Here is a 19,138-nt window from a genome sequence, read left to right on the forward strand (position 1 = left end):
ATCACCCGTGTGACGGGCGATGATGGCGGAACGAGGCCGGTTTTCGCAGTGACGCAACGTCATCATCGCCTATGATGTCAAGCAACACCTTTCTCGAAAGGATTGCCGATGGCTCGGACCTTGATTCGTCTGCTCGTCATCGCTGTCGTGCTGGCAGCGCCTGTGGCGACGCAAGCCAGTGAAAGCTGTGGCGTCCTGCTCAAGCGAGGTGGCAGGGTGATCGACACCTATGTCATGGATTTCGGTTCCGGCGAAAAGCTCTACGTGCACATCGTGCGCATGCCGAATGGCCAGACGACGAAATGCACCACCCGCAAGCCGCTCTGAGCCGTCCATACGACCCACAATTTCCGCGACGATCGCCACTTTCCTCAGCCGACCGCATTCGGCCCCTTTCGCAAGACGCCAAAATGGTTTAGTCGGTCCGCTCGATCCGCCGCAGCCGAACTGTGTCGGCCCGAACCGCGGTCGGGCCCACCCAGTGCGGCAGGGGCCCAGAATCCGTGGCCGTGGCGTCCCCCCCCCCGGGGCGCGCCCCCACCCGTGTCGGCCCCGACACTGTTCGGCTGGAGCCATGAATCCTTGGCCGTGGAGTCCCCTCCGCGGCTTTTTCATGCCGGCCCTCCCAAATCGGACGAGCGATGCCAAAACGTAGCGACATTTCCTCCATCCTGATCATCGGCGCTGGCCCGATCGTCATCGGCCAAGCCTGCGAATTCGACTATTCGGGCACGCAGGCCGTCAAGGCCCTGCGCGAGGAAGGGTATCGCGTCATCCTGGTCAATTCCAATCCGGCCACGATCATGACCGACCCGGATCTGGCGGATGCGACCTATGTCGAGCCGATCACGCCCGAGATCGTCGCCAAGATCATCGAAAAGGAGCGCCCCGACGCGCTGCTGCCGACCATGGGCGGCCAGACCGCGCTCAACACCGCGCTCAAGCTCGCCGAGATGGGCGTGCTGGAGAAGTTCGGCGTCGAGATGATCGGTGCCGATGCCGACGCCATCGACAAGGCCGAAGACCGCGAGCGCTTCCGAGAGGCGATGACCAAGATCGGCCTGGAGACACCGCGCTCGCGCCTGGCCCACAGCCTCTCCGAGGCGTTGGAGGCGCTGGATTATATCGGTCTGCCGGCGATCATCCGTCCCTCCTTTACCCTGGGCGGTACAGGCGGCGGCATCGCCTACAACAAGGCGGAGTTCATCGACATCATCGAACGCGGCCTCGACGCCTCGCCGACCACCCAGGTCCTGGTCGAGGAGAGCGTGCTCGGCTGGAAGGAGTTCGAGATGGAGGTCGTCCGCGACAAGGCGGACAATGCCATCATCGTCTGCTCGATCGAGAACATCGATCCGATGGGCGTGCATACCGGCGATTCCATCACCGTCGCGCCGGCGCTGACGCTGACGGACAAGGAATACCAGATCATGCGCAACGCCTCGATCGCGGTGCTGCGCGAGATCGGGGTGGAGACGGGCGGTTCCAACGTGCAGTTCGCCGTCGACCCGGCCACCGGCCGCCTTGTCGTCATCGAGATGAATCCGCGCGTGTCGCGCTCCTCGGCGCTGGCTTCCAAGGCCACTGGCTTCCCGATCGCCAAGGTCGCCGCCAAGCTCGCAGTCGGTTATACGCTGGATGAGATCGAGAACGACATCACGGGCGGCGCGACTCCGGCCTCCTTCGAGCCGACGATCGACTACGTCGTCACCAAGATCCCGCGCTTCGCCTTCGAGAAGTTCCCGGGCGCCGAACCGATCCTCTCCACCGCGATGAAGTCGGTCGGTGAGGCGATGGCCATCGGCCGCACCTTCCAGGAAAGCCTGCAGAAGGCCCTGCGTTCGCTCGAGACCGGCCTCAACGGCCTCGACGAGATCGAGATCGACGGGCTCGGCCAGGGCGACGACAAGAACGCCATCCGCGCTGCGCTCGGCAAGCCGACGCCGGACCGCCTGCTCAACATCGCCCAGGCCATGCGCCTCGGCTTGTCGGACGCAGAGATCCACGGCGTATGCAAGGTCGACCCCTGGTTCCTGGCCCAGATCCGCGGCATCGTCGAGACCGAGCAGAAGGTGCGCGAGATCGGCCTGCCCAGGACGCCGGGCGCCCTGCGCTCCCTCAAGGCGATGGGCTTTGCCGATCGTCGCCTCGATGCGCTGGCGGGCGTTCCGGAAGGAACGGTCAAGAATCTGCGGACCGAGCTCGCGGTGCATCCCGTCTTCAAGCGCATCGATACCTGCGCCGCGGAATTCGCCTCGCCCACCGCGTATATGTATTCGACCTATGCTCCGCCTTTCGTCGGTGTACCCGCCGATGAAGCCGATCCGTCCGATCGCAAGAAGGTCGTCATTCTCGGCGGCGGTCCCAACCGCATCGGGCAAGGCATCGAGTTCGACTATTGCTGCTGCCATGCCTGCTTCGCGCTCTCGGATGCGGGCTATGAGACCATCATGGTCAACTGCAATCCAGAAACTGTGTCGACCGACTACGACACCTCCGACCGCCTCTATTTCGAGCCGCTGACGGCCGAGGACGTGCTTGAGATCCTTGAGGTCGAAAAGTCCAAGGGGACCTTGCACGGAGTCATCGTGCAGTTCGGCGGGCAGACGCCGCTGAAGCTGGCGGCTGCCCTGGAGGAGGCCGGCATTCCCATCCTCGGTACCACGCCCGATGCGATCGATCTTGCCGAGGACCGCGACCGCTTCAAGCGGCTGCTCGACAAGCTCGGTCTGCGCCAGCCCAAGAACGGCATCGCCTACTCGGTCGAGCAGGCACGCCTGGTCGTGGCCGATCTCGGCCTGCCGCTGGTGGTACGCCCGTCTTACGTGCTCGGCGGACGCGCCATGGCGATCATCCGCGACGAGGTCGCCTTCGACGACTATCTGCTCGGCACCCTTCCGCAAATGGTGCCGCCGGAGATCAAGACGCGTTATCCCAACGACAAGACAGGCCAGATCAACACGCTGCTGGGCAAGAACCCGTTGCTGTTCGATCGCTATCTCTCCGACGCGGTCGAGGTCGATGTCGATGTGCTGGCCGACGGCAAGGACGTCTTCGTCGCCGGCATCATGGAGCATATCGAGGAAGCGGGCATCCATTCCGGCGATTCGGCCTGTTCGTTGCCGCCACGTTCATTGAGCCCGGAAATCCTGGCCGAACTGGAACGCCAGTCCAAGGCGATGGCCCTCGCCCTCGATGTCGGCGGCCTGATGAATGTGCAATACGCCATCAAGGACGGCCTGATCTACGTGCTTGAGGTCAATCCGCGCGCTTCGCGCACGGTGCCCTTCGTGGCGAAGGTGATCGGGGAGCCGATCGCCAAGATCGCCTCTCGGGTGATGGCCGGCGAAAGCCTGGCCTCCTTCGACCTGAAGGCCAAGAAGCTCGATCACATCGCCGTCAAGGAAGTGGTGCATCCCTTCGCGCGCTTCCCGGGTGTCGATACGGTGCTGGGCCCCGAGATGCGCTCGACTGGCGAAGTCATCGGGCTCGACCGTGACTATGCCGTCGCCTTCGCCAAGAGCCAGCTCGGTGCTGGTGTCACCGTTCCCTCAAGCGGCACGGTGTTCGTGTCGGTGAAGGAAAGCGACAAGCCGCGTATCCTCGATTCGATGCGGCTGCTTGCCGAACTGGGTTTCGCGATCGTCGCCACCGATGGTACGCAGCAGTTCCTGGCCGGCCACGGCGTCGAGGCCACGCGTATCAACAAGGTGTTGGAAGGCCGCCCGCACATCGTGGATGCCATCAAGAATGGCAGCGTCCAGCTGGTGTTCAACACCACGGAGGGAGCGCAGGCCCTGGCGGATTCGCGTTCGTTGCGGCGTGCCGCCCTCTTGCATAAAGTCCCATATTACACCACTCTCTTCGGAGCGGTGGCGGCTGCGCAGGGGATCAAGGCCAATAAGGGCGGTGATCTGGAAGTGCGGGCGCTGCAGTCCTATTTCTGAAGGAGGCGCCTTCGCCCATTGGGGCGAGGGTACCGTTGTATTGCAAATCCGATATGTCAGCCGCGCCGGGAAAGTCCGTCCGGCGCGTATCTTTTTTGCGTTTGGAAAGAGAAGACGAAGCAATGGACAAGATCCCGATGACGCCGGCAGGCCATGCCGCGCTCGAGGCAGAATTGAGGGAACGGCAACAGATCGAACGGCCGCGCATCATCGCGGCGATTTCCGAAGCACGTTCCCATGGCGACCTTTCCGAGAACGCCGAATACCATGCGGCCAAGGAAGCGCAGGGCCACAATGAAGGCCGCGTCGCCGAGCTCGAAGATATTCTGTCGCGCGCCGAAGTGATCGATATTTCGAAGCTGTCTGGCGACACCGTCAAATTCGGGGCCCATGTCACGCTGATTGACGAAGACACGGAAGAAGAGAAGACCTATCAGATCGTTGGCGAGAGCGAGGCCGATGTGCGCTCCGGCAAGATCTCGATCGGCTCGCCGCTCGCCCGCGCACTGGTTGGCAAGAAGATCGGGGTTTCCGTCGAAGTCAACACGCCCAAGGGCCCCAAGGCCTATGAGATCGCCAACGTCGCCTGGCGTTGAGCCGACGGCCGGTTTCAGATCTTTCTGACAAGGCGCCGCATCCGATCGGGTGCGGCGTTTTGCTGTCGGATGCACTGTCGTCGAAGACATGCGACATTGTCGCGCGAATTTGCTTCGATTGGCGGCACAACGCGTTCTATAGAAAGCGAATATCGCGAGCAGGAGGCTATCATGACTTCGGGACGTGTCGGGCGCAGAGGCTTCCTGGCCATCGGTGCCGGTCTGTTGCTCACCGGTTGCGCCACTTCCTATGCCGATAATCCAGCCATTCCGGTTATCCGCAGGGTGCAGGTCAGCGGCAGCGGCAATCTCTGGCTCCAGCGCATGCCGCCTTATCTCCAGAGCAATCTCGTCCGGCAGCTCGGCTCGCGCTACCAGCCCGGCGCGAAGGGCGGCGCGACATTGTCGGTGGCACTCACCGACATCAGTTTTCCCGTCGATTCGGATGGCGGCCTGATCAGCATCGACAGCGTCGACACGCTTGATGGCCGCGTCACGCTGTTGTCGTCATCGGGCGGCGTGATCAAGCGCTTCCCGCTCTTTGCCACCACGAGCTCGGTGGATGCCGCTCCCGAAGTGCCCGACCCGACGCCGCGCCGCTACGACTGGCTGGCGTCCAGCTACGCGCATTGGCTGCTGAGCAAGCTGGTTTAGGCCCCTTCGCTCACGTCGAGCTCGAGGGGAACGATCGGATCATCCTTGATGGAACGCAGCGTCAGCGCGGTCTTGACGTTGCGCACGGCCGGCCCGGCCGTCAGTTCGGCCACGAAGGCCTGGAAGGAACGCAGGTCCTTCGCCACGCATTTCAGCACGAAGTCGACGTCGCCGGACAGCATCCAGCATTCGCGTACCAAGGGCTGATTTTTCACATAGGTTTCGAAGGACTGCAGATCCGCCCCTGCCTGCGAGGTCAGGTTGACCATGGCGAAGATGGTGATCTCGTAACCCAGTGAAGCCTCGTCGAGCAGGGTGCGATAGCCCTTGATCACGCCGGCATCTTCAAGGGCCCGCACGCGCCGCAGGCAGGGGGGCGCTGAAATGCCGACGCGCTTGGCCAGTTCCACATTGGTCATGCGGCCATCGGCCTGTAGTTCCTGCAGGATTTTCCAGTCAACAGCATCAAGGCGTGCGCGCACGATAAGCTTTCCGATTAACAGCGGTTACGCCGTCCTAAACCGGGGAGAACAGTCAAGCAAGCATCTTTGTTACCCAATCGGCCTTGCTGCGTGAAACAAACTTGCGTGTGCGGAAAATCTGCCGGGCCGGCATTGCAGCGGAAGCGCTGCCGGCCCGTGGAGTCTTACTCGATACTGGGACGAGGTATGGAGGATCAGTCTTCCAGCTCGAAACGCGCGGACACGGTGACGTTCAGCGTGCTCTCCCCGGACTCGATCGGCACCGAATCCTGCACCGCCTTGGCGCGATAGAGACCGCCGCCGATCGGGCCGGTGTTCTCGCTCAGATCCACCAGCTTGCCCAAGCGCAGGCCGGAGGCCTTGGCGTAGATCTCGGCCTTGCGCTTGGCATCGTCCAGGGCGGTCTTGCGGGCGGCATCCAGCAGCACCGACTGGTTGGAAACGATGAACTGGATGCCCTCGATGCTGTTGGCACCGGCGCTGACGGCCTTGTCGAGGATGTCGCCGAGCTTGGGCAGGTCGCGCAGCGTCACGTTCACGGTGTTGGAGACGGTGTAGCCTGCAATGGTCGGGCCATCCTCGGAGCTCGACGAGAACTTGCTGTTCTCAGGGCTCGCCGGCTGCACGCTGAAGCCTGAGGTTTGCAGGTCCTTGGCATCGATGCCGGCCGCCTTGAGCGCAGCGAGGACCTCACCGGTCGACTTGGAATTGGCGGTCAGCACGTCGCGCGCCACCTTCCCCGCGCTCTGTACGCCGATGCTGACATAGGCCAGGTCCGGCTTGGCACCGACCGTCGCTTCGCCGTTGATGGCGACCACGCGCTTGAAATCCTCGGCTTGAGCGGCGCCGAGCGCTCCGGCCAGCAACAGGGCGGCGAGGGCGGGGCGGGCGACGAAAGACGGTAGCATCAGTGAACTCCAATGAAGAAAATTGCCGTCGGAACCTTGCAATCGAAGGCGGCGGGATGATGACGGGCTTGCGGCCGAGATCGCAATTGCGGATGCCGATTGAACCTGGGCGAGACTCTGCCTATAGATGCGGCGTCTGGCACAGCCGGGCCTGTAGCTCAATGGTTAGAGCCGGCCGCTCATAACGGTCTGGTTGGGGGTTCAAGTCCCTCCGGGCCCACCAGACTTCCCCGCATGAATTCGCCGGCTTCGTGCCGCTGGTTAACGCCGGTCTGTAGTGCTGCCGCTCGCGGTGGCAAGCGCTGGGCGTGGCTCGTGCCTGGCCTTGTTCAGCCATTGGGCGAGTTCCTCCCAGGTTCTGTCCATGGCATAGCCGGGCAGGAAGGGCAGGGACAGGTGTCCGAAGAAGGGCGACAGCTGGGCCTGCGCCTTCTCGCGGCCTGCCTTGGCGATCGCAGCGACATAGAGTGCGGCGGCAAGGCCGGTGCGGTCGGCGCCGGACGCGCAGTGGATCAGCAGTGGCTTGGGCGCCTGCGCCATCAGGGCGATGAGCTGCTCGGCCTGTTCCCGGCTCAGGGCACGCTTGGCCGACATCCGGAAATCGATGTGGTGAATGCCGAGCGCCTTCGCATCGGCGACTTCTCGGTCGTACCAGTCCTGGCCGGGATTGCTGCCGCGCAGGTTGATGATGGCCCTGATGCCGTAACGCTGGACATTGAATGACATCGTGGCGCTGCCGAGCTGGGCAGAGCGATAGACCTGTCCGCGAATCACCGTGCCAAAATTGCCCCAATAGAGCAGCACCGCGACATAGATCGTCACGGCGGAAATGCTCCAGAGCAGGGTTCTGGCAAACCATCTGCTGGCCCGGCTGCCTCCTTTTGCCCGGGCAACCAGGAAGCGCGGAAGCAGATATCGCAGGGAGGATCCTGGGTTGTGCCGGACATGTTCTTTCAATCGATAATAGCACAGCAGCAGCGCGGACAGGATCGACAGCGATGCAAGGGTGATGGAGCGGTCCGTACTAATCTTTTCATAAATTGATGCCAAAAATTCCGTAATTATCATCAGAATTATTAAAATATATGATATAATATTGTTAATATTTCTAAATATATCTTTTATAATCTCCCTTGATATCACAAAAAATGTCAACATTATGTGCTTCCTGGGGTCGAGTTGGTGAGATTTATATGCCGCCTGATTGGAGTGTGAAGCGAGAATGGCAGGCGGCAATGAATCTATACTGCTGATTATTATTGCAGGGACATTGCGCGCTTGTGTCGATAATGCACGCGAAAGGGGATGGAATCGTCACGGACGGATGCTCGGCGATGCAGGGCGGAGTGCCGTAGGTCGGCATCCCCTGCAGGAAAGGTCGGGCGGGCCGCTGCGAGGAGGTGCTGGCCAACGCGGCCGGGCAGTCAGATCCCGGCCTAGCATGCACTGCCCGGGCGCTGGTTGGTGCCGGATCCCGGCCATATCGGTTGTCACGTGCGAGGTCGCACAGCATTGGGACCGCGAACGCACCATGTCGGTGCCGTGGCTGGCGGCGTGACGCCCCAACCGACCTTCCCGTCCTGGTGCTGAAATGTTGTTCGAAATCGTCCGGCTCGGCTTGATCCATGCCGCCGCCCTCATTGCCGTCGCGGCGCTGACCTGTCGCGACCAGCTCGTCTTGCGCGCCCTCCTGGTGGTCTCGACCCTGCTCTACATCCTCTATTATCTGGTCGTGCCCGAGATCATGCTGTGGGATGCGCTGTTCTGGACGGTGGTCAATCTGGGCGTGAATCTTCTGATGATGGCCAGGCTGGTCTTCGCTCGCACGCAGTTTCGGCTGAGTGCCGAAGAGCGCAGGCTGTTCGCCGCCCTCGGCGGCCTGTCGCCGGGCGAGTTCCGCTCCTTGATGAAGATCGGTCATTGGCGGCGCAGCGAGGGCAACCACACTCTCTTGCGCGAGGGGGAGGCGGTCGAGACCGTCTATTATGTGCTCGACGGCAGGTCCCATGTGAAGAAGGCTGGACGCAGCCTGGTTGTCGGGCCGCAATCGTTTATCGGCGAGGCCGGCTTCCTGCGCCGCCAGCCCGCCTCGGCCACCGTGATGGTCGAGGCGGGCGCCTGCTATATCGAATGGCCGGTCGCAGCCCTCAACGCCCTGCGGGTGCGCCGCCCGTTGATCAAGGTTGCGCTCGACGGCCTGCTCGCCTCGGACATGGCGGCGAAGATGGCTGCGGCCTGATGTCCTGGCGGGCTGTGCAAGATTGCCTCTTTCCGCCGCCCGCAGATATTGGTACGACAAATGGCGATCTGCTGGGTGGGGGCGATGCCCGGCGGACGCCCGGACCGTTTCAGACACCATGCCACGCGCCTGGAACGCTTTGCGAATTGACGGACTCGGCAAGACCCGCAAAGACGCCTTGGACCAAGGAGTTGGAGCACCACGCGTTCATGGCTGAACGCGGGGCGCTCCGGCAGGAAACGAGACCGAAATGACTACCCTCCGCCAAGCCGGCATCGGGACCGCAAGTGTCGGCATGGGCATCGCGCTCTATCTCATCGGCGTGTTCCTCTTCGCCCTGAACGATGCCCTCGGCAAATGGCTGGTCGCCGACTATTCCGTCGGCCAGTTGTTGCTGCTGCGCTCCGTCGGCGCCGCCATCGTCCTGGTGCCGATGGTCTGGCACTTGAAGGTCGATCTCTTTGATTTCGGCCAGTGGCGGCTGCAGATCGTGCGGATCCTGTGCATGGCAGGCGATACCTACTGCTTCTATTTCGCCACGCGCAGCATGCCGCTTGCCGATGTCATGACGTTCTACATGGCGGCCCCCCTGATCATCACCGCCTTGTCGGTTCCGCTGCTCGGCGAAAGGGTTGAGCCATTCCGTTGGGGCGCAGTGATCGTGGGCTTCATCGGCGTTCTCGTGGCGCTGCAGCCTTCGGCGGAATTGTTTTCCTCGGCCTCGCCCATTGCTCTCGTCGGCGCCATCATGTTCGGCTTGGCGGTTACCGTGACGCGACGCTTGCGGCGCACGCATTGGCTTCCCCTCGTGGTCTGGCAGTTCGCCGGCGCCGGTGTCATCGGCGCGGCAACGATACCCTTTGCCTGGGCCACGCCGGGCTGGTTCGATCTGGCCCTGATGTTCCTCGTCGGCATCGTTGCGATGGTGTGCTTCATATGCATCACGCGCGCTTTGGCCATGGCGCCGGCGGCGATGCTCGCTCCGTTCCAATATTCGGCCATGGTATGGGCGACGTTGATGGGCTGGATCGTCTGGCGCGACGTGCCGACGCTGCCGATCGTCATCGGCAATTGCATCATCATCGGCAGCGGGTTGTTCGTCTTCTATCGCGATCGCGCCGCCGTGTCGGCGCCGGCCGGGTAATCAGGGCGCCGGCGGTACGGTGGAGCCGCGGAAGACGAGATCGACCGGCCAGATCTCCGCGGTAGCGGCGGGATCGGCACCATTCGCCAGGGCCATGGCGATCTCGGCCACCCGGACGCCGGCGGCATGGATGGAAGAGAAGGTGGTGGTGAGAGCCGGCGTCAGCGTTTCCGGACGGATGGCGTCGAGGCCGTCGTCATGGGCGATCAGCGACAGGTCCTTCCCGACGATCCGGCCTGTTTCCCGCGCGGCCCGCATGGCCCCGAGAGCAAGGAAGATCGACGAGCAGAGCAGGGCGGTTGGCGGGTCGGGCAGGTCGAACAAGCCTCGCGCCATGCGATAGCCGTTCTCCTCCGTCATGCGGGCGCCGCCTTCGAGTTCCGGAGGGGCGGCGAGGCCCCGGTCGGTCAGGGCGCGGCGCCAGCCTTGCGAGCGGTGCGTGGCGAAGGTGAAACGCAGATTTTCGTTGAGCAGCCCGATCCGGCGGTGGCCCAGATCGATCAGCAAGGTGGTGGCCTTGTGGAAGGCTCCCTCATTGTCGATGTCGAGATAGGGATAATTGAGGCCGGTCTGCGTGCGCCCATGCACGACCAGGGGCATGTCCAGCCGCTGCAGCATCGCGATGCGCGGATCGTCGATCGTCGGTGAGGACAGCAACAGGGCGTCCACCGAGCGCACGCGGGCGAGGCGTCGATAAGTGCCTGCCTCGTCGCCTTGGGCCGAGGAGACCAGCACGTCATTGTCGGATCGCGAGCATTGGCTGGCAACGCCCGCGAGAAAATCGGTGAAGATCGGATCGAGCAGCATGTTGCGGTCGGACGAGAACACGATGCCGATCGCTCCCGCACGGCCGGTGGCGAGTTTGCGGGCGCTGGCGTTGGGGCGGTATTGGAAGGTCTCGGCCGCCTCCAGCACACGCTTGCGGGTCGCCTCGCCAACTTCCGGAAAGCCGTTGAGCGCGCGGCTGACAGTCGTCTGGGATAGGCCCAGATGCTGTGACAGTTCCTTCAAGTTCACCGCAACGTTCCTTCCAGGCCTTCTCGTTTCTCTCGATGAACAGAGGCAAGCTCGTCATGCCAGGGATCGGGGAGAAACGCTCGTCGGGCACGGCAAATATCTCGCGATACTGCGTGCCCTTCCTGGTAGTCTCCCGACCGCAAGCAGCGACCAGACTGCATCTATTCATTAAAGCGCTTTGGACTAACGCTTTCTATTATTTTTTCTAAGTCAGCTTAATTCTTTTCCGTCAAATAGGTAGCGCAGCCGCCATATTTACCAGGAAATTCACAAGTTTCTCACTCAATCGCTCAAAAGGCATCAACGGCTCTGATTTTCAATCAAATTATTTCAATGAAAGATGCTACTTTTGGGGGGACTGTTCCAGCGCCTTAGTTGTTACGCAGTTTTGCCATGGGGTCGCCTTGACAATGGCAAACTTTTGTCGGAATTAGAATTCAAAGCGCTTTGAAGTAGATTGTAGAAGCTCTGCTAAAAGGGACTTCGAACGAGGAAATGTCGGTTGCCTATGCTGACCTGCCATAGAGGAGGCAGCTATGGCGCATAAAAGGGAGGAAGACCGCATGTTCATGCGTTGGGCCTTGGCCGCGACTGCCTCTATCGCTCTCACGAGTTTTGCCAGCGCTACCGAGGTCGCGATTTCCTGCGGCGCAGTCGGCCAGGAGTTGGCCCTGTGCAAGAGCGGTGCGGAAGCCTGGGCCAAGAAGACCGGCAATACCGTCAAGATCGTCTCGACACCCAACGATACCAATGAAAGGCTGGCGCTCTATCAGCAGCTGCTGTCGGCTGGCGCGAGCGACATCGACGTCTTCCAGATCGACGTGATCTGGCCCGGCATTCTCGCCAATCACTTCATCGATCTGGCGCCCTACACCAAGGGGGCCGAGAAGGAGCATTTCCCGGCGATCATCGACAACAATACCGTGGGCGGCAAGCTCGTCGCCATGCCGTGGTTCACCGATGCCGGCGTGCTCTATTATCGCAAGGATCTTCTGGACAAGAACGGACTGAAGCCGCCGACGACCTGGCAGGAAATGACGGAGGCCGCGGCCAAGGTCCAGGAAGGCGAGCGCAAGGGCGGCAACGACAAGTTCTGGGGCTTCGTGTTCCAGGGCAAGGCCTATGAGGGCCTGACCTGCGACGCGCTGGAGTGGATCGACTCCTTTGGCGGCGGCACCATCGTCGATGCCGAGGGCAAGATCACCATCAACAATCCCAAGGCGGCGGAGGCCGTGACGCTGGCGTCTTCCTGGATCGGCAAGATCTCGCCGGACGGCGTGCTCAACTACGGCGAGGAGGAAGCGCGCGGCGTCTTCCAGTCCGGCAATGCCGCCTTCATGCGCAACTGGCCCTATGCCTGGTCGCTCGGCAATGGCGCCGACAGCCCGGTCAAGGGCAAGATCGGCGTCGTCGCCCTGCCCAAGGGCGGTGCCGACGGCAAGAACACCGGCACGCTCGGCGGCTGGCAGCTCGCCGTTTCCAAATATTCCAAGAAGCAGGATCTGGCTGCGGATCTCGCCGTCTATCTGACTTCGAAGGAAGAGCAGAAGCGCCGGGCCATCGAGGGCAGCTACAATCCCACTATCGCCAGCCTCTATGAGGACCCGGACGTGCTCAAGGCCGTGCCCTTCTTCGGCGATTTGAAGGCTACCTTCACCAGCGCGGTGGCCCGTCCCTCCAAGATCACCGGTGCCAACTACAACGAAGTTTCGAACGCCTTCTGGAACGCGATCGCCAGCGTGTTGTCTGGCAAAGCGAAGGCGGAACAGGCCCTTGAGGACCTTGACGGCGAACTCGCCAATATCAAGGGCTCGGGCTGGTAGGATCCTCCCCGACTGCGCCGCGAACCCTGGGGTTCGCGGCGCTCTTTCCACCGTTTTCTCGTCCTTCGCGACTTGATCGACCGAAGCCTGGTTCCTGATCCCTGGAGCACAGCGCGTTCATGGCTGGACAGCTGTTTGCTCGAGCTCCTTGTCTCCAAGCCAATCCCACGGATTGGGGAGAGCGTCTTTGCGATGCGGGGTGACCCGCTCAAATCGCCAAGCGCTTTGGGGCCTCGCCGGCGACCGGTCGCGTACGGATTTCCCGCATTTCGACTGGGCGTGGCGGCTTAGATGCCGGCCAACTCTTCCTGCCTCCTTCTGGGAGTCCCCGATGGCAAGTCAATCAGAACTGACAAGGACCAGGGTTCGGTCGGCATGGCTGTTCCTGCTACCCATGCTGGTCGTGCTGGCGATCGTCGCCGGATGGCCGCTGCTGCGCACCATCTGGTTCGGCTTTACCGATGCCAAGCTCTCCAATCCCGGCAATTACAAGCTCGTCGGCTTCTCGAACTATCTCGCCAATGTCGACGGTCGCTGGATCGGCCTGCTCGCCAACAAGGTGTGGTGGCTTTCGGTCTGGAATACGGTGTGGTTCTCGCTGGTGTCCGTGGCTCTGGAGACGGTGCTCGGAACCATCGTCGCCCTGGTGTTGAACGCCAATTTCAAGGGGCGCGCTATCGTGCGCGCCGCCGTGCTGATCCCCTGGGCCATTCCCACCATCGTCTCGGCCAAGATGTGGCTGTGGATGCTCAACGACCAGTTCGGTATCCTCAACCACATCCTGCTCAGCCTGCATATCATCTCCTCGCCCGTCGCCTGGACCGCCAATTCGCAGACGGCGATGTGGGCGGTAATCATGGTCGACGTCTGGAAGACCACGCCCTTCATGGCGCTGCTGATCCTGGCCGCGTTGCAGATGATGCCGTCGGATTGCTACGAGGCAGCCAAGGTCGATGGCATTCACCCCGTCAAGGTGTTCTTCAAGGTCACGCTGCCTCTGATCCGCCCGGCCCTGATGGTGGCGGTGGTCTTCCGTGCCCTCGATGCCCTGCGCATCTTCGACCTGATCTATGTGCTGACCTCGGGCAGCCGGGACACCATCTCGATGTCGGGCTTTGCCCGGCTGCAGTTGGTCGACTTCGCCAAGACAGGTCTCGGTTCGGCGGCGGCGACGCTGCTGTTCCTGGTGATCGGCCTCATCACCGTGCTCGCCATGACCGTGGGCAAGGTGCGTGTTTCAGAGGATGGAACGAGATGAGCAAGATTCTCAAACCCGTCGGGTTCTGGGCGCTGGTCGTCGTCATCGTCCTCTACGCCGTCTTCCCGTTCTACTATGCCATCCTCACCTCGATGCGGACGGGACAGGCCCTGTTCTCGACCTCGCTGCTGCCCGACAGCCTGGACTTCTCCAATTATGTCGGTGTGTTCGAGCAGCAGCCCTTCGCCTGGAATATCTGGAACTCGATCGTCGTCGCCGTCACGGTGGTGCTGATCTCGCTCTTTTTGGGCGTGACGGCCGCCTATGCGCTGGGACGAGTGCACTTCAAGGGCAGGGGGCTCCTGCTCATGACCATCCTCGCCGTGTCGATGTTCCCGCAGGTTGCGGTGCTCTCAGGCATGTATGAGGTCGTTCGCGCCTTCGGTCTCTACAACACCATGCCGGCCCTGGTGCTCTCCAACCTGATCCTGACGCTGCCCTTCACGGTGTGGGTGCTCACCACCTTCATGAAGGAACTGCCGCGGGAACTGGAGGAGGCGGCTTTCGTCGACGGAGCCAGCCCCTGGACGGTGGTGCGCCGCGTCTTCATGCCGTTGATGTGGCCGGCCATGGTGACCACGGGCCTGCTCGCCTTCATCGCGGCCTGGAACGAGTTCCTGTTCGCGCTGACCTTCTCGCCGGACAACCGCACCGTGCCGGTGGCGATCGCCTCGATGAGCGGCGCCAGCCAGCAGGAGCTGCCCTGGGGCAACATCATGGCCGGCTCGGTCATCGTGACGCTGCCTCTCATCGTTCTCGTTCTCATCTTCCAACGCAAGATCGTGGCAGGCCTCACCGCCGGCGCCGTGAAGGGTTAAGCAAATGGCGAGTGTGACACTCAAGAATATCCGCAAGGCCTTCGGCCGGATCGAGACCGTGCATGGCGTCAACCTGGACATCGAGGACAGGGATTTCGTGGTTTTCGTCGGCCCGTCCGGTTGCGGCAAGTCAACCCTGCTGCGCCTGATCGCAGGCCTCGAGGACATCACCTCCGGCGATCTCATGATCGATGGCCAGCGCGTCAACGAGAAGACGCCCAAGGACCGCGGCATCTCGATGGTGTTCCAGTCCTACGCCCTCTATCCGCACATGAACGTCTATCAGAACATGGCGTTCGGCCTGGAACTGGCGAAGACGGACACCCAGACCATCGACCAGAAGGTCCGCGAGGCTGCCAAGATCCTGGAACTGACGCCGCTGCTCGAGCGCCTGCCCAAGCAGCTTTCCGGCGGCCAGCGCCAGCGTGTCGCCATCGGCCGGGCCATCGTGCGCAATCCGAAGGTCTTCCTGTTCGACGAGCCCTTGTCGAATCTCGATGCGGCACTGCGCGTGCAGATGCGCATTTCCATCGCCAAGCTGCACAAGCAGATGGGCGCCACCATGATCTACGTCACCCACGACCAGGTCGAGGCCATGACGTTGGCCGACAAGATCGTGGTGCTCAACGCCGGCAATGTCGAACAGGTCGGGGCGCCTCTGGAACTCTATCACAACCCGCGCAACCTGTTCGTGGCCGGTTTCATCGGCTCGCCCCAGATGAACTTCATCGATACAGAGGTGCAGGCCGCCGATGCTTCCGGCGTCAAGGTTGCCCTGCCGGGTGGGGGAAGCGTGACCGCCAGGGTCGACGGCAGCGGCGTGAATGCCGGCGACAAGGTGAAGCTCGGCATCCGGCCCGAGCATCTGCAGGAGACCGGCGGGGAGGCTTCCTTCGCCGGCGATGTCGAGGTCGTCGAGGAACTGGGCGAGAGCCATTTCCTCTATGTAAGGACAGCGGACGGCCGGCTGGTGACACTGCGCCATGCCGGGGATGCGCCCGTGGTCGCCGCGACCAAGGTGAATATCGGCGTGCCGGGAGACCTCTCCCACGTCTTCAAGGCCGACGGCACGGCCCTGCGGCGGCTGCCGGCCTGAAGAGGGCCGGGCCGAGCCGCCCTGAGGGAGAGGCTGGGAGGTCTTCGCCAGAGGGTGCCAAAGACGCCGCGAGGATCGGGGCCCGGCGGTTTCCGCCAGACCAAAAAATAGGTCCACAACCCGCTTCAATAGCCCCGCTGGATGTGGCAGAGATTTTTGTTAAAGCGCTTTGAATCGCCGTCGACGGCAAAGGAAATCCGAGATGACTATCCGCGCACTCGTCTGGAACGAGAACCGGCATGAGCAGACCAACGCCCTGGTGCGCCAGCTCTATCCCAAGGGCATCCATGGCGAGGTCGCGGCCGCGCTCGAAGAGGCCGGCGGCATCAGTGTCGGTACCGCGACGCTCGATGAACCCGAGCACGGCCTGACCGTCGAGAAACTTGCCAACACCGATGTGCTGCTGTGGTGGGGCCACACTGCCCATGGCGAGGTCAAGGACGAGATCGTCCAGCGCGTTCAGGAGCGCGTCTGGGAGGGCATGGGCCTGATCGTCCTGCATTCGGGCCATTTCTCCAAGATCTTCAAGCGGCTGATGGGCACGCCCTGCGCGTTGTCCTGGCGCGAGGCCGGCGAGGTCGAGCGGCTGTGGGTGCTCAACAAGAACCATCCGATCGCCGAAGGCCTGCCCGAATATTTCGAGATCGAGCATGAAGAGATGTATGGCGAGCCCTTCACCGTGCCCGAGCCGATGGAGACGCTGTTCATCTCCTGGTTCGAGGGCGGCGAGGTTTTCCGTTCGGGGCTGACCTATCAGCGCGGCGCCGGCAAGATCTTCTATTTCCGCCCGGGCCACGAAGCCTACCCGACCTACCACAATGCCACCGTGCGTAAGGTGCTTGGCAATGCGGTGAAGTGGGCCTTCAATCCCGCGACCGCCTGGAAGCGCGTCAACGAGGCGCCCAACACGCCACATGACAAAGCCCCGGTGCCCCTGGAAGTGAAGGGGCCGCGCCTCCACGAGGATGGCGAAGAGGGCTACCGGTAATCCTGGGAGCGCGGACATCCTGTCCGCTCTTCTTACTGCAAGCGTTACGTTTCCAAGAGCGGACAGGATGTCCGCGCTCCCAGGATCACTTCATGTCCAAGATCCGCATCCTTGTGCTCGGCACCGGCAATATGGCGGCCAACCACGCCCGGCACTTCCAGGCTTCTCCCGACGCCGAAGTGGTGGCGGGCGTCGACATCGACGAGGCGAGAGCCAGTCAGTTCAGCGACGAGCATGGCATTCCCCATTCCTTCGGCGACCTCGACGAGGCCATCGCCTGGGGCGGTTTCGATGCCGTCGCCAATGTCACGCCGGACAGGTTTCACCATCCCACCACGATGAAGCTGATCCTCGCCGGCAAGCATGTCCTGTGCGAGAAGCCGCTGGCCGAGACCTTCCCACAGGCCGACGAGATGGCCACGGCTGCCGAGGCAGCCGGACTGATCGCCATGGTCAACCTGTCCTATCGTGACGTGCCGGCCCTGCAGGCCGCCCATGGCATCATTGCCCGCGGCGAGATCGGTGAGGTCCGCCACGTCGAGGCTTCCTATCGCCAGAGCTGGCTGGTAGGCAATCATTGGGGCGATTGGTCGACCGAGCCGCGCTGGCTCTGGCGCCTGTCCGAGGAGCATGGTTCGAAGGGCGTGCTGGGCGATGTCGGCATCCATATCCTGGATTTCGCCAGCTATGCGGTGAGCATGACGCCGGTCGCGCTGCAGGCGCAGCTCGCGACCTTCCACAAGGCCCCCGGCGACCGCATCGGCGACTATCCGCTCGATGCCAATGACAGCGCGGTGATGTCGGTGCGCTTCGAGAACGGGGCTCTGGGTGTCATCCACACCAGCCGTTTCATGACGGGCTATGCCAACACCCTGAAACTCAGCGTCTTCGGCACCAAGGGCGCGATCGAGATCAATCACGGCCCCTATACGAGCCTGCGCATCTGCACCGGAGACGGGATCCACAGCCAGGCCTGGCGCGACCTCCACGCCGATCCGGTGAAGACCAACTACCAGCGCTTCATCGCGGCCGTGCAGAGCGGCGAGAATGCCGAACCCAGCTTCCGCCACGCCGCCAACCTCCAGCGCGTGATCGATCGCTGCTTCGACAAGGATATTGCTTCGGCGCCGCCGATCGCCTGATCATATCGAGTGCGCGGGCATCTCGCCCGCTTTTGGAAACATAGCATTGAGTGGTAAGAGGCGTGCCAGGCGCCCGCGCAGCCGGAATGACGATCAGGCAGCGTCGAGCGCATTCAGGAAGCGCTCGAGTTCGTCGCCAGCAATGCCGACCACCTGGTTCGGGGCCGGGAAGGCGCCATTGGCAACGTCGGCATTGTATTCGGAGAACGCCGTGATGCGTTCCTTCTGCAGGCGGTCATACTCGCCGTGGAAATTGCGATAGACCTTGGCATGACGCGGGTAATGCCCGTCATGGCTACCCAGCACGTCATCGGCGAACAGATATTGCGCGTCGCACCCCCCGCCAGCGCCCATGGAAATCATGAACAGGCTGGTGCGCCGGCTGATCGCGGTGGCGACCTCCACGGGCACCACCTCGATCTCCGCCGCGAAGGCGCCCGCCTCCTCGAGGGCCTTCACCTGCTGCCAGACCTGCCAGGCTGTTTCGAACGTCTTGCCGACGGCTTTGAAACCGCCGGTCCAGGTCCGGTGCGAGGGGATCAGGCCGACATGGCTCACCACGGGGATACCCTCGTCGCGAAGCCGCCGGATGGTGGCCAGGCTGGCGGCGCAATAAACGGCGTCTGAACTTTGCTGCCGGGCCAGGAAGGTCGCCCGCAGGTAATCCTCCGCCGTGATGTAGTGGCCATATTCCAGCCCGGTGACCGCAAAGGCCGTCGGCGCGGCGTCGCGAAAAGCGGGCTCGGCGATCAGCGCAGGCGGAATCGAGAGCATGCCGATGCCGGCGCGTTCGGCAGCCTCGGCCTCTTCGAGCGTGGTGACTCTCAGTTTGGCAATCTGCTTCTTGCCGCGAAGGGCAAGCAAATCGGCAACGGTCGGGCGTAGGCGGGCCATGACGGTCTCCATGCTATCCCGCGGCTCGAGTGCATCGTCGAGACGCAGGGCGCGTTAGGAGCTGTGGACTCTTGGGATTCCCAAGAGTGCGGGTATGTGATTCAAAGCTGTCTTTTGGAGGCAGCGATGGGT

Annotated in this window: 17 protein-coding genes and 1 tRNA gene; 13 read left to right on the top strand and 5 right to left on the bottom strand. The window is 62.6% G+C overall.

Going from position 1 to position 19,138, the window contains the following annotated elements; all coding sequences use genetic code 11:
* The first annotated feature begins 108 nt into the window (after positions 1–108).
* From U1R88_RS33170 to U1R88_RS33185, 4 genes are all read left to right on the top strand, one after another.
* Positions 109–327, top strand: coding sequence for a hypothetical protein (locus U1R88_RS33170; protein ID WP_322435160.1), 219 nt, complete (start codon positions 109–111; stop codon positions 325–327).
* Positions 328–641: 314 nt separating this feature from the next.
* A complete protein-coding gene (gene carB / locus U1R88_RS33175; protein ID WP_322435161.1) occupies positions 642–3,947 on the top strand; it encodes a carbamoyl-phosphate synthase large subunit in 3,306 nt (1,101 codons plus the stop codon).
* A 122-nt stretch (positions 3,948–4,069) separates the two neighbouring features.
* Positions 4,070–4,543 (top strand): transcription elongation factor GreA, encoded by a 474-nt coding sequence (greA, locus tag U1R88_RS33180; protein WP_068287490.1) that lies wholly within the window; start codon positions 4,070–4,072, stop codon positions 4,541–4,543.
* A 171-nt stretch (positions 4,544–4,714) separates the two neighbouring features.
* Entirely contained in the window at positions 4,715–5,197 is a 483-nt protein-coding gene (locus tag U1R88_RS33185) for a hypothetical protein (protein WP_322435162.1), read from the top strand.
* Here the strand turns inward: U1R88_RS33185 and U1R88_RS33190 are convergent.
* Both U1R88_RS33190 and U1R88_RS33195 read right to left on the bottom strand, forming a co-directional pair.
* Positions 5,194–5,679, bottom strand: coding sequence for an Lrp/AsnC family transcriptional regulator (locus U1R88_RS33190; protein WP_082979703.1), 486 nt, complete (start codon positions 5,677–5,679; stop codon positions 5,194–5,196). The two genes, U1R88_RS33185 and U1R88_RS33190, sit on opposite strands and share 4 nt — an antisense overlap.
* A 194-nt stretch (positions 5,680–5,873) precedes the next feature.
* Positions 5,874–6,587 carry an SIMPL domain-containing protein gene (locus U1R88_RS33195; protein ID WP_322435163.1) on the bottom strand — a complete coding sequence of 238 codons (714 nt, stop codon included), beginning with the start codon at positions 6,585–6,587 and terminating at the stop codon, positions 5,874–5,876.
* A gap of 147 nt (positions 6,588–6,734) precedes the next feature.
* Here U1R88_RS33195 and U1R88_RS33200 point away from each other — a divergent pair.
* Positions 6,735–6,810: transfer RNA gene (locus U1R88_RS33200), tRNA-Ile, on the top strand.
* Between the two features lie 38 nt (positions 6,811–6,848).
* Here U1R88_RS33200 and U1R88_RS33205 read toward each other — a convergent pair.
* Positions 6,849–7,409: a tyrosine-protein phosphatase gene (locus U1R88_RS33205; protein ID WP_322435164.1), complete on the bottom strand. Its 561-nt coding sequence runs from the start codon at positions 7,407–7,409 to the stop codon at positions 6,849–6,851.
* 769 nt (positions 7,410–8,178) lie between these two features.
* Between U1R88_RS33205 and U1R88_RS33210 the strand changes: the two genes are divergently transcribed.
* Positions 8,179–8,826, top strand: a complete 648-nt coding sequence (locus U1R88_RS33210; RefSeq protein WP_068287504.1) for a cyclic nucleotide-binding domain-containing protein — start codon at positions 8,179–8,181, stop codon at positions 8,824–8,826.
* A gap of 250 nt (positions 8,827–9,076) precedes the next feature.
* Positions 9,077–9,970, top strand: coding sequence for a DMT family transporter (locus tag U1R88_RS33215; protein WP_068287507.1), 894 nt, complete (start codon positions 9,077–9,079; stop codon positions 9,968–9,970).
* Here the strand turns inward: U1R88_RS33215 and U1R88_RS33220 are convergent, their stop codons facing one another.
* Positions 9,971–10,987, bottom strand: coding sequence for a substrate-binding domain-containing protein (locus U1R88_RS33220; protein ID WP_322435165.1), 1,017 nt, complete (start codon positions 10,985–10,987; stop codon positions 9,971–9,973).
* A 563-nt stretch (positions 10,988–11,550) separates the two neighbouring features.
* On the opposite strand from U1R88_RS33220, the gene U1R88_RS33225 reads away from it, so the two are divergent.
* The 6 genes from U1R88_RS33225 (at position 11,551) to U1R88_RS33250 (ending at position 18,112) form a co-directional block, all read left to right on the top strand.
* Positions 11,551–12,810 (top strand): ABC transporter substrate-binding protein, encoded by a 1,260-nt coding sequence (locus U1R88_RS33225; RefSeq protein WP_322435170.1) that lies wholly within the window; start codon positions 11,551–11,553, stop codon positions 12,808–12,810.
* Positions 12,811–13,141: 331 nt separating this feature from the next.
* The gene (locus U1R88_RS33230; protein ID WP_068287514.1) at positions 13,142–14,068 is read left to right on the top strand and encodes a carbohydrate ABC transporter permease; all 927 of its coding nucleotides are present in this window, start codon (positions 13,142–13,144) and stop codon (positions 14,066–14,068) included.
* The gene (locus U1R88_RS33235) at positions 14,065–14,886 is read left to right on the top strand and encodes a carbohydrate ABC transporter permease (protein WP_322435166.1); all 822 of its coding nucleotides are present in this window, start codon (positions 14,065–14,067) and stop codon (positions 14,884–14,886) included. Before U1R88_RS33230 ends, U1R88_RS33235 begins: the two co-directional genes overlap by 4 nt.
* 4 nt (positions 14,887–14,890) lie before the next feature.
* Positions 14,891–15,982, top strand: a complete 1,092-nt coding sequence (locus U1R88_RS33240) for an ABC transporter ATP-binding protein (protein WP_322435167.1) — start codon at positions 14,891–14,893, stop codon at positions 15,980–15,982.
* Positions 15,983–16,184: 202 nt separating this feature from the next.
* Complete coding sequence (locus U1R88_RS33245; RefSeq protein WP_068287521.1) at positions 16,185–16,970, top strand: ThuA domain-containing protein; 786 nt, start codon at positions 16,185–16,187, stop codon at positions 16,968–16,970.
* A gap of 92 nt (positions 16,971–17,062) precedes the next feature.
* Positions 17,063–18,112, top strand: coding sequence for a Gfo/Idh/MocA family protein (locus tag U1R88_RS33250; RefSeq protein WP_322435168.1), 1,050 nt, complete (start codon positions 17,063–17,065; stop codon positions 18,110–18,112).
* Between the two features lie 93 nt (positions 18,113–18,205).
* Here U1R88_RS33250 and U1R88_RS33255 read toward each other — a convergent pair whose 3' ends face one another.
* Positions 18,206–19,006, bottom strand: coding sequence for a 3-methyl-2-oxobutanoate hydroxymethyltransferase (locus U1R88_RS33255; protein WP_322435169.1), 801 nt, complete (start codon positions 19,004–19,006; stop codon positions 18,206–18,208).
* Between the last annotated feature and the right edge of the window lie 132 nt (positions 19,007–19,138).

The organism is Labrys sedimenti (assembly GCF_034424805.1).
Lineage (GTDB): Bacteria > Pseudomonadota > Alphaproteobacteria > Rhizobiales > Labraceae > Labrys > Labrys sedimenti.